Source organism: Parabacteroides sp. KHUB-02 (assembly GCF_056640955.1).
Window position 1 is genome coordinate 4,147,453 of the sequence record NZ_JBWQEV010000001.1, and the last position, 15,021, is coordinate 4,162,473.

General features: G+C 42.3%; 13 protein-coding genes. 7 read left to right on the plus strand and 6 right to left on the minus strand.

Annotated features, from left to right (window positions below):
• Positions 1-5: 5 nt before the first annotated feature.
• Complete coding sequence (locus ACYIA1_RS17690; RefSeq protein ID WP_005859806.1) at positions 6-1,133, minus strand: hypothetical protein; 1,128 nt, start codon at positions 1,131-1,133, stop codon at positions 6-8.
• Positions 1,134-1,271: 138 nt separating this feature from the next.
• Here ACYIA1_RS17690 and ACYIA1_RS17695 point away from each other — a divergent pair, with 138 nt between their 5' ends.
• Complete coding sequence (locus ACYIA1_RS17695; protein ID WP_005867329.1) at positions 1,272-2,180, plus strand: SMP-30/gluconolactonase/LRE family protein; 909 nt, start codon at positions 1,272-1,274, stop codon at positions 2,178-2,180.
• Positions 2,181-2,318: 138 nt separating this feature from the next.
• Entirely contained in the window at positions 2,319-4,505 is a 2,187-nt protein-coding gene (gene rnr, locus ACYIA1_RS17700; protein ID WP_005867327.1) for a ribonuclease R, read from the plus strand.
• A 103-nt stretch (positions 4,506-4,608) separates the two neighbouring features.
• Here the strand turns inward: rnr and ACYIA1_RS17705 are convergent, their stop codons facing one another.
• From ACYIA1_RS17705 to porX, 5 genes are read right to left on the minus strand one after another with little or no spacing between them, the layout of a single operon-like run.
• Positions 4,609-4,821 (minus strand): immunity 17 family protein, encoded by a 213-nt coding sequence (locus tag ACYIA1_RS17705; RefSeq protein WP_005859813.1) that lies wholly within the window; start codon positions 4,819-4,821, stop codon positions 4,609-4,611.
• A gap of 4 nt (positions 4,822-4,825) precedes the next feature.
• On the minus strand, positions 4,826-5,245 hold the full coding sequence (gene tsaE / locus ACYIA1_RS17710) for a tRNA (adenosine(37)-N6)-threonylcarbamoyltransferase complex ATPase subunit type 1 TsaE (protein ID WP_048927062.1): 420 nt from the start codon (positions 5,243-5,245) through the stop codon (positions 4,826-4,828).
• A gap of 10 nt (positions 5,246-5,255) precedes the next feature.
• Entirely contained in the window at positions 5,256-5,594 is a 339-nt protein-coding gene (locus ACYIA1_RS17715; protein WP_036617273.1) for a HepT-like ribonuclease domain-containing protein, read from the minus strand.
• Positions 5,563-5,898 (minus strand): nucleotidyltransferase family protein, encoded by a 336-nt coding sequence (locus ACYIA1_RS17720; protein WP_036617276.1) that lies wholly within the window; start codon positions 5,896-5,898, stop codon positions 5,563-5,565. The genes ACYIA1_RS17715 and ACYIA1_RS17720 overlap by 32 nt, the downstream gene beginning before the upstream one ends.
• 57 nt (positions 5,899-5,955) lie before the next feature.
• Positions 5,956-7,506 carry a T9SS response regulator signal transducer PorX gene (gene porX, locus ACYIA1_RS17725; protein WP_005867323.1) on the minus strand — a complete coding sequence of 517 codons (1,551 nt, stop codon included), beginning with the start codon at positions 7,504-7,506 and terminating at the stop codon, positions 5,956-5,958.
• A 438-nt stretch (positions 7,507-7,944) separates the two neighbouring features.
• Here porX and ACYIA1_RS17730 point away from each other — a divergent pair, with 438 nt between their 5' ends.
• From ACYIA1_RS17730 to ACYIA1_RS17750, 5 genes are all read left to right on the plus strand, one after another.
• Complete coding sequence (locus ACYIA1_RS17730; RefSeq protein ID WP_005862367.1) at positions 7,945-8,322, plus strand: transposase; 378 nt, start codon at positions 7,945-7,947, stop codon at positions 8,320-8,322.
• A 26-nt stretch (positions 8,323-8,348) separates the two neighbouring features.
• Positions 8,349-9,311, plus strand: a complete 963-nt coding sequence (locus ACYIA1_RS17735) for an IS3 family transposase (protein WP_480336139.1) — start codon at positions 8,349-8,351, stop codon at positions 9,309-9,311.
• A gap of 606 nt (positions 9,312-9,917) precedes the next feature.
• Positions 9,918-10,463, plus strand: coding sequence for an RNA polymerase sigma-70 factor (locus ACYIA1_RS17740; RefSeq protein WP_009016548.1), 546 nt, complete (start codon positions 9,918-9,920; stop codon positions 10,461-10,463).
• A gap of 74 nt (positions 10,464-10,537) precedes the next feature.
• Positions 10,538-11,467 (plus strand): FecR family protein, encoded by a 930-nt coding sequence (locus tag ACYIA1_RS17745; protein ID WP_373147419.1) that lies wholly within the window; start codon positions 10,538-10,540, stop codon positions 11,465-11,467.
• 334 nt (positions 11,468-11,801) lie between these two features.
• Complete coding sequence (locus tag ACYIA1_RS17750) at positions 11,802-15,017, plus strand: TonB-dependent receptor (RefSeq protein WP_480336142.1); 3,216 nt, start codon at positions 11,802-11,804, stop codon at positions 15,015-15,017.
• Positions 15,018-15,021 lie beyond the last annotated feature (4 nt).

The window sequence follows — 15,021 nt, forward strand, 5'->3', positions numbered from 1 at the left end:
ATCTCTTATAACTTTTTAATATACGCTCTTCTTGATTTATGATGCTCTCGCTTGAAATAATCCCATTGCGCTTGTACGGCGCTATTCGTCTCCAGCTCCGGGTTACTCTCGGCGTAAACGGCACCGATACGCTTATAGACCGGAATCAAGTCATTAAATAATAAAGCGTTCACGCCTTTACTTTGATATTCCGGCAAGACTCCTGTCAAATACAGGTCGATTACTTTCGGTTTGCTCTTCAACGCTTTCAGCAAATGAATCCACCCGAAGGGTAACATATGCCCACGAGCCTTTTGCAAGGCTCTCGAAAGGTTGGGCAGGGAGATGCCAAAGCCAACCACCGCATTATCCTCTTCCCTTACGATCAGCGTTACCAAATCATAACGCAGCATAGGGATATACATATTGATATAATAATCGATCTGCTTCTCGGTCAATTGCGCGAAACCATACAAGGGAGCGAAAGCCGCATTCAATGTATGGAATACCGGACGGGCGTAAGGCATAATCTCCTTAGCGTTCTTGAACTTCAGCACCTTCAATCCGTATTTCTTCTTCACGATCTCACCGATACGCAAATGCTTCTCGGGAACGCCATCCGGTATATAGATCTTAAATTCATGCCAATCTTGATCCTTTCCGTATCCGATACGCTCCACTTGCTTGGGGTAATAGGGATAATTATAAATCGTAGCCATCGTACCGATCTGATCGAAACCCTCGATCAACATACCCTCGTGATCCATATCGGTAAAGCCCATCGGACCGTGGATCTCCTCCATGCCTTGTTCGCGGGCCCATTTCTCGACAGCGCCAAAAAGGGCATCAACCACCTCGTCATCATCAATAAAATCTACGAAACCAAAGCGGGCACGTTTCTGTCCCCAAGCCTCGTTACTCGGGCGATTCACCATACCGGCGATACGGCCTACCACCTTCCCGTCCTTATAGGCAAGGAAGTAAATAGCGTCGCACACCTCGAACGCCGGATTTTTCTTCTTATCCAGCGTCATCATCTCTTCCTCTATTAAACCCGGTACGTGATAGGGATTACCCTTGTATAATTCGATATTGAACTTGACAAACTTCTTAAGCTCCTTCTTACTGGTAACTTCTCTTATCTCTACGCTCATCGGTAATTTTATTTAAGCGGCAAAGTTACATAAATAATCTTTTATCATGGCATTATAAAACAAATTTATACCTTTGTAAACTCAGATTCATAGCATACCATGAAAAAAATAGTTATTAAATTAATATTGGCATTTATCATGTTTGAAGGAACCTCTTGTATAAACGATCCTATTATAATCAGCCCCGATCTGGCGTTTCGGGCGGAAGCTACTACAGGGGAGGGATCGATTTGGCATCCCGATCGCAATACACTTTTCTGGGTAGATATTGAAGGAAAGACGTTATATGAGTATATACCGGACTTGCAAAACTGCCGTTCATGGCAGTTCGACCGCATGGTCTCTACCGTCGTACCGGAAACGGACAGTACGGTAGTCGTCGCTTTACAAAACGAGATCATACGTGTAAACCTAACGGATGGGAACACGGCATCTATCGCCCCAATCCCGGACAATAACGGGAAGATTCGTTGCAACGATGGGAAATGCGACCCGTCCGGACGCTTATGGATCGGCACCATGGGATTTGGCGCGCCTAAAGGGGCTGCCAGCCTTTATTGTGTATGGGCAGACGGAACCGTCGAAACAAAGTTGACAAAAGTCACGATCTCCAATGGGATCGTATGGTCCGCCAACAAGAAATACATGTATTACAACGACACACCTACCCGTAAGATCATACGTTTCCGGTATGACGATAGCTCCGGTGACATATTGTACGATGGCGTAGCCGTAAATATACCCGAGGGCACCGGCTCCCCGGATGGAATGACGATAGATTGCAACGACAACCTTTGGGTGGCTCAATGGGGAGGTGGCGGTGTTTATTGTTACAATCCCTATACCGGCGACCTGTTGACAAAAATTGTCGTACCGGCCCCCCACGTAGCGTCATGCGCTTTTGGAGGGGATAAGCTCGACACGCTTTATATAACGACTGCCCGTGCCGGATTGAGTGAGGAACAGCTTGAGGAATATCCACTAAGCGGTAGCGTATTCTGTTGCAAGCCCGGAGCGAAAGGGGTGCCGGCGAATTGTTTCCATTAAGAATCCGCGAGCTTAATAAATCTAATTAACACAATTGTCAACCAAATATCAATTTAAATTGTTTCCTTTGTAGACATGGCGTGCAAAAGACGAGGCGTGCCCCGTCTCCACAAAAACAAATGCAAATAATTATACAGAATGGCAAAGAATAGACCAGCAAAAAAAGATAACAATAAGGAGAAAAAAGGAAAAAAGGAAAAGGGTGTTGGTAAACGTATGAAAAAAGAAGCGATGATCCAAGCCATCATTTCCGTATTCCAATCCTCTCCCAAGGAACCTTTCAACTATAAACAAATCAGCAAGATCATCGGAGTCGAGAACCAAGTGCAGAAATTGCAGGTGGTAGACATCCTGTATGACTTGTCCGCCGAGGATATCATCACCGAGATCGACCGTGGCCGTTACCGTCTCAACGGATTGGGAACCCTAGCCGTAGGAACTTTCGCACGCCGCAGCAATGGAAAGAATTCTTTCATCCCTGAAGACGGAGGTACGCCGGTATTTATCGCTGAACGTAATTCCGGGCATGCCATGGATGGAGACAAAGTGAAAGTACAGCTTTTCGCCAAACGTAAAGGTGCCGAGCCGGAAGGTGAGGTCGTGGAAATCCTTGAGAGCAAGGAGCGTACTTTCGTAGGTAAACTTCAAGTAGCTAAAGGCTTTGCCTTCTTGATTACGGAAAACAAGACGTTGGCTAACGATATTTTCATCCCTAAGGATAAACTGAAAGGGGGCAAGAACGGCGACAAAGCGATCGTACGTATCGTGGAATGGCCGGATGAAGCCAAGAATCCACTGGGTGAGGTCATCGATATATTAGGTATTGCCGGACAGAATACCGCCGAGATGCACGCGATCCTTGCCGAATTCGGATTGCCTTACAAATATCCTTCCTCGGTAGAAAAAGCGGCGGATAAGATCCCGGAAGCGATCTCTCCGGAGGAAATTGAGAACCGGGAGGATTTCCGGGGGATAACAACCTTCACGATCGACCCGAAGGACGCGAAAGACTTCGACGACGCCCTTTCCGCACGCCGTTTGGATAACGGGAACTGGGAGGTTGGCGTACATATCGCCGACGTAACACATTATGTGAAAACGGATGGTGTCATCGATAAAGAGGCGCAAAGCCGTGCGACTTCCGTTTATCTGGTAGACCGTACGATACCGATGCTTCCTGAGCGACTTTGTAACCAAATATGCTCTTTACGTCCCGACGAGGAAAAATTATGCTTCTCCGCTGTCTTCGAACTAAATAGCGATGCCGTGGTACAAAACTCCCGGATCTGCCGCACGATCATCAAGAGCGACCGCCGCTTTACCTATGAGGAAGCACAAGAGGTGATCGAAACCGGCGAGGGAGATTATAAAGAGGAGATTCTAGCCTTGAACGACCTTGCCAAGAAATTGCGGGAACGTCGTTTCAAGAGTGGCGCTATCAACTTCGACCGCTATGAGGTTAAATTCGAGATCGACGAACAAGGGAAACCAGTCCGTGTTTATTTCAAGGTCTCAAAAGACGCTAATAAGTTAATCGAGGAGTTCATGCTATTGGCAAACCGTACCGTAGCAGAGTTCGTGGGCCGTCCTCCTAAAGGAAAGACTAAGAAGACATTTGTTTATCGTATCCATGAGCTTCCGGACCCAGATAAAATGGAGAATTTCGCCTCTTTTATCCGTCGCTTCGGCTATAAGTTGAAAACAGACGGCACGAAGACGGATGTCTCCAAAGGAATCAACTCCTTATTGGACAATGTACAAGGAAAGCCGGAAGAGAACTTGATCGAGACAGTGGCGATCCGTGCCATGCAAAAGGCCCGTTACTCCACGGAGAATATCGGCCACTATGGCTTGGCTTTCGAATACTATACACATTTCACCTCTCCTATCCGCCGTTATCCGGATATGATGGTACACCGATTGCTGGAACGTTATCTAGCTGGTGGCCGTAGCGTTATACAAAAGAAGTATGAGGATTTATGCGATCATTGTTCCAACATGGAGCAAGTCGCCGCCAACGCAGAGCGTGCATCCATCAAATATAAGCAAGTAGAATTCATGCAGGATAAGCTCGGCATGGTATTCGACGGCGTTATCTCCGGTGTCACCGAATGGGGACTTTACGTAGAACTGAACGAGAATAAATGCGAGGGACTCGTACCTATCCGTGATCTGGATGACGATTACTATGAGTTTGATGAGAAGAATTATTGTTTATTGGGCCGTCGCAAGAAACGTCAATATCGTTTGGGAGACCCTATCACTATCAAAGTAGCGCAAGCGAATCTGGAACGTAAGCAACTCGATTTCCAATTAGCGGAATAAGGCCTTTTTCAAAGTAAGTATAACTTCATCAGACAACGAAGTTATACTTACTTAGGCATTTTGATTATACTTACTAGGACAAGTAAGTATAATTTACTTTTTATCACCAATACATAAGTCCCAGCGCCCCACAAGCGATCAGCCCGATTCCCAACAACGCATAGAAGATACGTGCGCCGCCACGACCGAACCAGTTCACGAAAGTCATCGCCCCGCTGGTTTTAAAGTACCAATCAAAATTACAGATCGCCGCTACGATTGAGAACAATCCCAAAGCGATAAACAAGGATAAGATAAAGTATTCGGAAGGATCCATAGACTTACTTAACCTCTACAGTACGTGAACCGTCCGGATTCTCCGAGATCGTGACATTTACCACATCTCCGGGTAACAACTCATCTATTTTCTCCGGCCATTCAATAAAACATAAAGCTCCGCTATAGAAATAGTCTTCCGTTCCAATATCTTCGGCCTCACTCAATTTATTGATCCGGTAAAAATCAAAATGATAAATCAATTCTCCCGTCGTATCGCTACGGTACTCATTGATAATAGCGAATGTGGGACTGTTGATCACGTCCTCCACACCCAATTCCTCACAGATCGCCTTGATAAAGGTAGTCTTACCGGCCCCCATCGGACCATAGAAGGCAAAGACCGTACGATCATCCATCCCGGCGATAAACTCCTTGGCCGCCTCATGGATCTTATCCAAACTTTCTATTTTTATAGTGCTCATCTTATCTAACTTAACAATTTTCCAATAATGTTTTCACTTCACTTTTTAACGCCGGTAAATGATTAACGACTATCGCCCAAACCAATGTGTCATCCAAACTATCATAAGCATGTATAATCCGATTACGGAAACCAACAATTTGCCGCGTATTATTCAGCGATATACGTTCCGGTTGTTTGTCATATTGATTTAAAGCCTCACCTATAATAGCCAATTGCCTTTCCACCGCACTCTGCGTCTTTAGATCCATTGTATATTCTGTATAAGATCTAGTATTTGCGGTAAACGACTCGATCAAGCTTATCGCCCTCATCATGTCAGACAAATACTTCTTTTCTTTTATTGTCATACAATAGAATTTTTGTTTTATCGATATTCTCCAAAAGAAATGGATTTTTTAAACTTTTCCGAGTAAGCAGATCTACTTTTCTTTGAAAAAAATCTTCTAACTTATCCCATAAAGAAAGTAATTTTTCTCCTTTTTCTAAAGGATCCATATCCTCCATCTCTACCAACAAGTCAATATCACTCCTCTGTGGATTGAATTGCTCTGTCACTGAAGATCCAAACGCATACAACGATTTTATCCCATGATTCTTACATATATCAGAGAACAAGGAAAGATTCTTACGTATTTCATTATGGATAAACATACTTCTTTTTTCGCAAAATTAAACAAAACCTACCATCCACGAACAAAAAAACGATATTTATTTCGGTTCCATCGTAATAAACGGCACCAACATCTCCTCCATCGAGATTCCTCCGTGCTGGAATGTATTTTTATAATAGGATACGTAGTAGTTATAATTATTCGGATAAGCGAAGAAATTCTCTCCGTAGGCGAAAATATACTTACTGCTTAGATTCGGGGAGGGAAGCCCTACTTTTTCCGGGTCCCGGATCTCAAATACCTCTTTTGGATTGTAGTTCAAGTTCTTGCCTACCTTATAGCGTAGATTGGTATTCGTATTCTTATCACCTATCACCTTGATCGGATTCGTTACCCGAATCGTTCCATGATCGGTCGTAACGATTACTTTTCCTCCCCGCTCGGCGATTCGTTTGAACAACTCAAGCGTAGAAGAGTGCTGGAACCATGATTTAGTCAAACTGCGATAGGCCGCCTCGCTTTGCGCCAACTCGCGGATCATCTTACTCTCCGTACGAGCATGCGAAAGCATATCCACGAAGTTCAGCACAATCACATTCAGTTGATTACGAGTAAGAGAAGGGATCGTAGCCAACAATTTCTCTCCATATTGGGAATCGTGTACTTTATTATATGAGAAGGTATATTTCTTACGGAACCGATCGATCTGGGTTTGAATCAATGGAGCCTCATTCAAATTCTTACCTTCCTCGCTCTCCTCATCTACCCACAAATCCGGAAACATCTGCTCTATTTGCGAAGGCATCAAGCCCGAGAATATAGAGTTGCGGGCATATTGCGTGGCGGTTGGCAGTATGCTATAATACAAGCTCTCGTCAAACGTAAAATACTCAGTAAGCAATTCTTTTACCACCCGCCATTGATCCAGCCGGAAATTATCGATCAATATAAAGAAAACCTTCTCGTCATTATCCAACATTGGGAAAACCTTCTTCTTAAACAGGTCGGGGCTCATCAACGGGCGATCGGCCGGATTCTGTATCCAGTCCACATAATTCTTCTTCACGAATTTGGCAAAAGCGTTATTGGCCTCTTCCTTCTGCATACGGAGCATATCTGTCATTGCCACTTGGCTGCTTTCCAGTTCCAATTCCCAGTACACTAGTTTCTTATAGACCTCCATCCAGTCGTCTGTGGTCAAGGAATCATTGATTTGCATACCTATACGACCGAATTCCTGCTGATAACCCACCGTGGTCGTCTCGGAGATAATCACGTTCTTATGGACATTCTTCTTGATAGAGAGAAGCAATTGGTTGGGATTTACCGGTTTGATCAAATAATCCGCGATCTTATTTCCGATCGCCTGATTCATGATACTTTCCTCCTCACTTTTAGTCACCATCACGACCGGCACATTCGGAGCGATCTCCTTGATATGCGACAGCGTCTCCAATCCTGTCAAGCCGGGCATATTCTCATCGAGAAAAATAATGTCAAACGATTGTTCCTTACAGCAGTCAATAGCGTCTTGCCCGCTCACCACCGGAACGACCTCATACCCTTTGTCCTGCAAGAACAAGATATGCGGTTTCAACAAATCAATCTCGTCATCAGCCCAAAGTACTCTATCTTTCTTCGCTGCCATAAGCTTACCTAGTTTATTTACAAATATATGGATAATCCTCCATATAACAACGAAAGAAACGGGATGTTTCGTATTTGATCTCGTAATTTTCCCAAATCCAGATAAGCGAATAGCCAATGAGGAGATCTCCTTCATCAACTCACGAACAGTACTCTCTCTTACTGACTAAGGTTCAAAAATATCCAATTTATCTACAACATCTACAACTATCCTTGTAATCATCTATCTTTAGACGGTTTAGCCTATGGTGGTAGATAAAAAACATCTACAATTATCAGGCCCTATCTACCATCATTTACTACTTTTCTATCTCTAAACAGAACGATCTCTCCACACTTGCCGCAATCATCATACGGTCTCTTCCTTATACAGACAAAACATTATGTCTTATGCTGATATAGGTAGACACATTCAATAACAATAAAATGTGTAATTATTATGCGCAAAAAACATGAGCATTACAGCGAAGAAGAGAAATTGCATCTTCTTCATTCTTATTATCAATCCGGCATGAGCAAAACCAGTTTTTGCAAACAACATGGTATTAGTGGGATAACTTTGTTAAATAAATGGCTGGCGAAGTATGAATCAGTGGTAAAAGAGGTATCTTTGGCTCCGTGTCAAGCCCCTACGGATATGAGCGATCGAAGCAAAGAGGATTACCATGATGAAAACGCGCGACTCAAGAAGCGTGTTAAGGAGTTGGAGAAGGCCCTTGCCTTCTCCCGGTTGGAAACCGAGGCCCGTGATTTAATGATCACGCGTGCGGAAGAGTATTTTAACATTCCCATCAGAAAAAAACCTGGGGCCAAATAGTAACGGAACTGGTCAGGCTTCGCAAGATGAAAGTAGCGCCAGCCTGCCGTCTGTTTGGCCATTGTCGTCAAGCCTATTACCAGTCCAAGGCTGACATAGGGAGCCATGTGAAGAATGAACGTCTCATGCTGGATACCGTACGTGAGATACGTGGCGAGGATCCCGGTATCGGTGGTTACAAGCTGTGGATCATGCTCACCGCCCTCTTCGGAGAGAGGTTCATGCCCGGTCGCGACAGCTTCTACACGCTGCTTCGTCGACACCACCTGATGCTTCCTCCGCGCAAAGCCAGGGGCACAACCAATTCCAACCATCGTTACCATAAGTGGAAGAACTTGATAAAGGGCTTTGTCCCAACCTCTCCCAATCAACTGTGGGTTAGCGATATTACCTATATACCGCTTGCCGGCGGAGACGTCTGTTACCTGCATCTGGTCACGGATGCTTATTCCCATAAGATAGTGGGATGGGTACTGGCTGATAGCTTGCGTGCCTCAGCCACGCTTGAGGCGTTGCGGCAGGCCATAGACCAGGCCGTTGAGATGACAGGGAGTGAAAATCTGGAGGGCCTGATACACCACTCTGACCGTGGCGTGCAGTATTGTTGCGACGCGTACGTGGAGCGCCTTCGGCGGCATGGCATTGCCATCAGCATGACGGAAGACTACAAGCCCACGGACAATGCCGTGGCGGAACGTATCAATGGGATAATTAAAGTGGAACGCCTCTATAGGCAAGGGCTGTTCGAGACCATCGAGCGTGCCGCGAGCGTGATAGAGCGCTACATCTACTTCTACAACTACCGCCGACCGCACATGAGTGTCGGTTATAAAACCCCGGGCATAGTGCACGGGGAGAAGGAAACGCAAATAAAAATGTGGCGGAATAAAAGAAAACCCGTGAAAAGTAACAAGAAAGAGATGGATACGATAGCTTTGCAAAGCCGAACAACTAATCTCTCAGAAGGGCTCTGTTCGGCCCAGAGGTAATGTGTCTATGTTATCAGTATGAAGTTAAAAGAAGTGACTACTATATCAGTATTACTTTATAACTACTGTCTACTGATTACGTTTATAAACAAAAAAAGTGTCTAGATAAATCAGGAAAAGACATTAACATATAAGCTTATACAGTTTTTATCCATGAAAAACTAAAGTTTTATACCGCTAAAACCTTTGTTTTCCGCTTAGGAAACTTTTGTTTCTATATAGGGAAACTAAGGTTTCTTCGGCACGAAACTTTTGTCTTCTGTAGGAATGAAGAAAATAGTTCCCTAGGAACTATGTTCATGACTATTTAGTGCCAAATGCCTTTTATGTTAAAATTCCAAAAGATAAGGCAAATATATTGATTTCTTTTAGCAAAACACAATCTTTTCTATTCTAAATCAATATTGTCTTATATTTTATTGACATAACTATATGATTTCAGGGCATAAAAGTCCCACCGGTTAGTCTATTTACGCTCTGTAGATACAATATGTGAATTAGGAAGAAGCGTAGTTTGTAAATACCGAATATAGTTCCTAGGGAACTTTGAAGAACTTAGTTTTACTCCAGAAGTCATGTAATCTTATTTTTATTACTCAGCTTATAATGGCAAAAGACAATTTTAACATTATTTACGAACGAAACTATCAACGATCGTTCATGTTCGCTAAATCATACGTACATGATGATATGATAGCAGAAGATATCGTATCCGATTCTCTTGTGAAGTATTGGAGACTGATCTCCACCCAAAAAGGAGAAGCAACAGAAGCTCTTTTACTTTCGATCTTGAGAAATAAAGCTCTCGACTACTTACGCCATAAAGCTGTACATGATGCTGCGATCGAAAATCTAGAAGAAATAAAAAAGCGAGAACTAAGCATCCGCATATCCACTTTAGAGGCTTGCGATCCAGAAGAAATTTTCCGGGAAGAGATACGCACAATCCTTCAGCGCACCCTACAATCATTGCCCGAACAAACTCGCAGGATATTCGAGATGAGTCGTTTCGAAAACAAAACAGTGAAAGAAATCGCTATAGAAACCAACCTCACCGTAAAAGGAGTAGAATACCACATTACCAAGACTTTAAAAGTATTACGTATCAATCTAAAAGATTATCTTCCCTTATTCTATTTTCTTTTTTCTTGACTTTTCTCGTTTTTCCACTAGGGATCTATCTTACAGCATCGTTTATTATTTATAAAGCGAAATTAATAGATACCATGAAGGAATTACTACAACGATACATAAAAGGAGAGGTTTCAGAGAAAGAAAGACTGAAAATAGCATCATGGTTAGACGAAAGCCCTGAAAACATGCGTGAATTTCTGGTTTTATGCAAATTATATGACATTTCACTTTGGCAAGCCAATACAGATAAGACAAATTCCGTAAAGAAAGTACATTATTCCATACGGAAGATAATGGCCGAGATCTTAAAAATCGCAGCCATCTTTCTAATCGGCTTTTGGGGAAGCAAACAACTGCAGATACAACAATCGAACAAGAAACAAATGCAAACCATTCATGTCCCTGCCGGACAACGGGCAGAGGTCACCTTAGCCGATGGTACGCATGTATGGCTAAACTCTCGCTCAACCCTAAAATTTCCTGAACAATTCAGCGCAAACACCCGAAACGTGGAATTAGACGGCGAAGGTTACTTCTCTGTCCAGCACAATGAAAATAGTCCATTTACCGTACATACCCAAAATCATGATGTTCAAGTATTAGGTACAGAGTTCAATGTAAAAGCTTACCATAACACATCCTTGTTCGAAACCGCCCTTTTAAAGGGTAGTGTAAAAATCAGTTCCCCTAATTTAAGAAATGGATTACAACTCAAGCCTAATGAAATCGTTAGTATAGAGAATAGGATGCTCAAGAAATCTACAATTAATAATAGCGACTATTTTAAATGGAAAGAAGGCCTGTTCTGTTTTGAGAATGAATCAATCCAAGATCTAATAAAGAAACTAGAACTTTATTATGATACTACGATTGAGATCCAACGTCCCTCATTGTTGAAACATCACTATTCCGGCAAATTTCGTATTCAAGATGGAATAGAGCATGTATTAAAAGTACTTCAGTTAAAACATAAATTCACATACATCAAAGATGACGATAAGAATCTAATAATCATAAAGTAAGAACAGAATGTTAACCTTATAAATCATGTATGCCTATGAGATAAAAAATATCAAAAAAGAAACGGTATATAAAAACCGGGAAATGCGGCAACACTCCCCGGAAAGAATCAATACCACATGCACTTAAATCATCAGTATCAAATTCAAGAGTTACAAATGTATGAAAAATCAAACAAAAAGAGTTATGAAGTTAACTTTTATAACACTATTTCTATCAACCACAGGAATGTTTGCATCTGTTAATTCGCAAAATACACGGGTCAATATCCATGTGAACAATGCAAACACTCAAATTGTCTTAAACGAAATCGAAAAACAAACAGACTATCTCTTTGTGTACGACACCAAAGAAATAGATCTAAATCGTAAGGTTTCCGTAGAGGCGCAAAATAAAACCGTAGCAGATGTGTTATCATCTGTCTTTACCCAAACAGACATCTCATATGCGATGGAGGGTAATAACATCATGTTAATGCGAAAAAACACTTCTGTTACACAACAGAGTAACCGGAGAATTACCGGTGTTGTGAAAGACGCAATTGGTGAACCTATCATTGGAGCAAATATCGTGGAGAAGGGAACCACAAACGGTATAATCACCGACATTAACGGAAATTTCAGCCTTATGGTCTCCGAGAACGCCATCTTGCAAATTTCCTATATCGGATATCAGACACAAGAAATCCCGACCAAAGGGCAGACGAACATCCAAATTACCATGAAGGATGACGCACAAGCATTGGATGATGTCGTTGTTATCGGTTATGGTACGCAACGCAAGAAAGACGTAGCCGGATCTATCTCTTCCATATCTACGAAGGATTTATCTATTCAATCATCCGGGAATATACAGAACCTTCTTCAAGGTAGGTTATCCGGTGTGTCCGTAACAACTTCCGGCGTAGCTGGCGATGCTCCTGCTATCCGTATTCGAGGTGTCGGAACACTGAATAATAACAGCCCGTTGTATGTCATTGATGGTTTTCCTACAAAAAGCGAGATCGCATCCCAAATAAATCCTTCAAGTATAGAGTCTGTACAAGTATTGAAGGATGCTTCCTCCGCCTCTATCTATGGTTCCCAAGCAGCTAACGGGGTTATCTTAATCACGACAAAGCAAGGTAAAGAAGGAAAACCTACCGTTGACGTAAAAGTAAACGTAGGCGTGCAACTTCCCACCAACTTGCCGGAAATGCTAAACTCCCAACAATATGGAGAAGTCTTGTGGAACGCAATGAGAAACGCCGGGTTAACACCACAGCATGAGCAATATGGCAACGGAGCTACACCCGTCATTCCTGATTATATTCTACCGGCAGGAGCCATGGAAGGCCAGGTAGATCTCAGCACTTATAATACTGTGGAAAATCAATTTATGCGCACTAATAAGATCGGAACTAATTGGGCTGATGAAGTTTATCGCCCCGCACCGACTACAAACATTGATATCAGCGCACAAGGAGGTGGCAATGGGTCTAAATATTTCTTGAGCGCAAACTATTATAAACAAGAAGCTCTTGTAAAATGGGCGGGCTATGATCGCTTCTCTTTACGAGCCAATTCTCAATTTAAGATTTTGAGCTTCGCCACATTAGGATCAAACCTAAGCGCAACTTACTCTAAATACAAAGGAAGCAAATCAGACCATGAGGCCGTACGTATGGCTCCGCTTATTCCGGTTTACGACGTAGAAGGTAATTGGGCCGGAACAAAAGCTAATGGTTTAGGTGATTCCAAGAATCCGGTAGCCCAACTTTATAATCAAAGAGAGAATTACAATGACAACCTCAACTTGTTAGGTAATTTGTATTTGGATATCAATTTCTTGAAATACTTCCAATTCAAGACAAATGTCGGCGTAAACGTTGAGGATAGCGGCTCCAAAGAGTTCAATCCAAAAACTTATTGGAACAAAGGAGACGCAAATACGCTAGTGAATTCTTTAAAGGAAGCAAGAGGCCGTAAATCAGAATTGGTTTGGAACAATACTTTGACCTTCACGAAAAAATTTTGTGAAACACATAATCTGAATGTTTTGCTAGGTACAGAAGCCATTAGTTCTAAAATAGAGAATCTCTCTGCTTATAGAAGTAATTTTATTATCGAGGATCCCGATTATAGATACCTTGACGCTGGCGAATCCAACAAGGACAATACAGGCAACGCAAATGAATACGCTTTGTTCTCTCTGTTCGCACGTGTCAATTATCAATATAAAGACAAATATTATTTAGGGGCTATTATTCGTCGAGATGGGTCCTCACGTTTTGGTGCGAATCATAGATATGGCTACTTCCCAGGGGTAAACGCCGCATGGAGACTTACGGAAGAAAACTTCATGAAAGGGCAAGATATTCTTAGTGATTTGAAAATCAGAGCCAGTTACGGTTTGACAGGAAATCAGGATATCGATAACTACGCATTTGCGTCCATGTATTATACGAATATCTCAACTAGCAGCTATCCTATAGCGGGAGATCCAAACTCTGTCACTCAAGGTATCAGTAAGGAGAGCATTGGTAATCCGGATCTTAAATGGGAGACGACTACACAAACAAACATTGGTATCGACGCAGGTCTTTTTAATAATAAACTGAATTTGTCATTCGATTTCTACCATAAATATACTACCGACATCTTGCAAAGAATTACTTATCCTTCTACCGGAGGAGTGGCAAGTGCCCCATTTATGAATATCGGTGAAATGCAAAATAACGGATATGAATTGAATATCAATTTCCAGAATACGACAGACTATGGTTTCCGGTACGAATTAGGGCTCATTTTGTCCGGATATCGTAATGAGGTAAAGAAATTAGCTTCAAATCAATTCATATCGAACACATATACAAGAACAGAAGTAGGTCATCCGATTTCCTCTTTCTATGGCTATGTGATCGATGGTATTTTCCAAACACAAGGCGAGGTCGACTCGCATGTAGAACAGTCAGACAAAGCAATCGGCCGTTGGAAATATAGAGATGTGAATAATGACGGAAAAATAGACAGCCAAGATAGGGCCTATATCGGTAATCCTCACCCTGATTTCGAGTACTCTTTGAGTTCACACTTCTATTACAAGAACTTCGATTTGTCTCTTTATATCCAAGGCAGTCAAGGAAATGATATTTGTTTCGCATCGAAAGGCGGTAGGGATGGCCTTGATTTCTGGGGAGATTATTTCAATAAAAGTACCCGTATATTGAATACTTGGACTCCTGAAAACAGAAATGCGGAACTGCCGGAGATCAATATCTTGAATCCAAATGATGAGGCAGGTAAGGTTTCTTCATACTTAATTGAAGATGGTTCTTATATTCGTTTGAAACAATTAGAATTAGGATATACCCTTCCAAAACAAACGCTTTCGAAAATTGGACTCCAGCAATGTCGTGTTTATTTGAATGCGGAAAACTTATTGACATTGACAAAGTATAACAACATTGATCCCGAGGTTAAGAACGGCGATGACAAGAATATGGGTGTCGATTATATGAATAATATGCCACTAGCACGCGTATTCTCCATTGGTTTCAATTTATCATTCTAATACT

Coding starts and splice junctions, on each gene's coding strand:
- ACYIA1_RS17690 (WP_005859806.1), bottom strand. CDS start 1,133: ATGAGCGTAGAGATAAGAGAAGTTACCAGTAAGAAGGAGCTTAAGAAG.
- ACYIA1_RS17695 (WP_005867329.1), top strand. CDS start 1,272: ATGTTTGAAGGAACCTCTTGTATAAACGATCCTATTATAATCAGCCCC.
- rnr (WP_005867327.1), top strand. CDS start 2,319: ATGGCAAAGAATAGACCAGCAAAAAAAGATAACAATAAGGAGAAAAAA.
- ACYIA1_RS17705 (WP_005859813.1), bottom strand. CDS start 4,821: ATGGATCCTTCCGAATACTTTATCTTATCCTTGTTTATCGCTTTGGGA.
- tsaE (WP_048927062.1), bottom strand. CDS start 5,245: ATGAGCACTATAAAAATAGAAAGTTTGGATAAGATCCATGAGGCGGCC.
- ACYIA1_RS17715 (WP_036617273.1), bottom strand. CDS start 5,594: ATGACAATAAAAGAAAAGAAGTATTTGTCTGACATGATGAGGGCGATA.
- ACYIA1_RS17720 (WP_036617276.1), bottom strand. CDS start 5,898: ATGTTTATCCATAATGAAATACGTAAGAATCTTTCCTTGTTCTCTGAT.
- porX (WP_005867323.1), bottom strand. CDS start 7,506: ATGGCAGCGAAGAAAGATAGAGTACTTTGGGCTGATGACGAGATTGAT.
- ACYIA1_RS17730 (WP_005862367.1), top strand. CDS start 7,945: ATGCGCAAAAAACATGAGCATTACAGCGAAGAAGAGAAATTGCATCTT.
- ACYIA1_RS17735 (WP_480336139.1), top strand. CDS start 8,349: ATGAAAGTAGCGCCAGCCTGCCGTCTGTTTGGCCATTGTCGTCAAGCC.
- ACYIA1_RS17740 (WP_009016548.1), top strand. CDS start 9,918: ATGGCAAAAGACAATTTTAACATTATTTACGAACGAAACTATCAACGA.
- ACYIA1_RS17745 (WP_373147419.1), top strand. CDS start 10,538: ATGAAGGAATTACTACAACGATACATAAAAGGAGAGGTTTCAGAGAAA.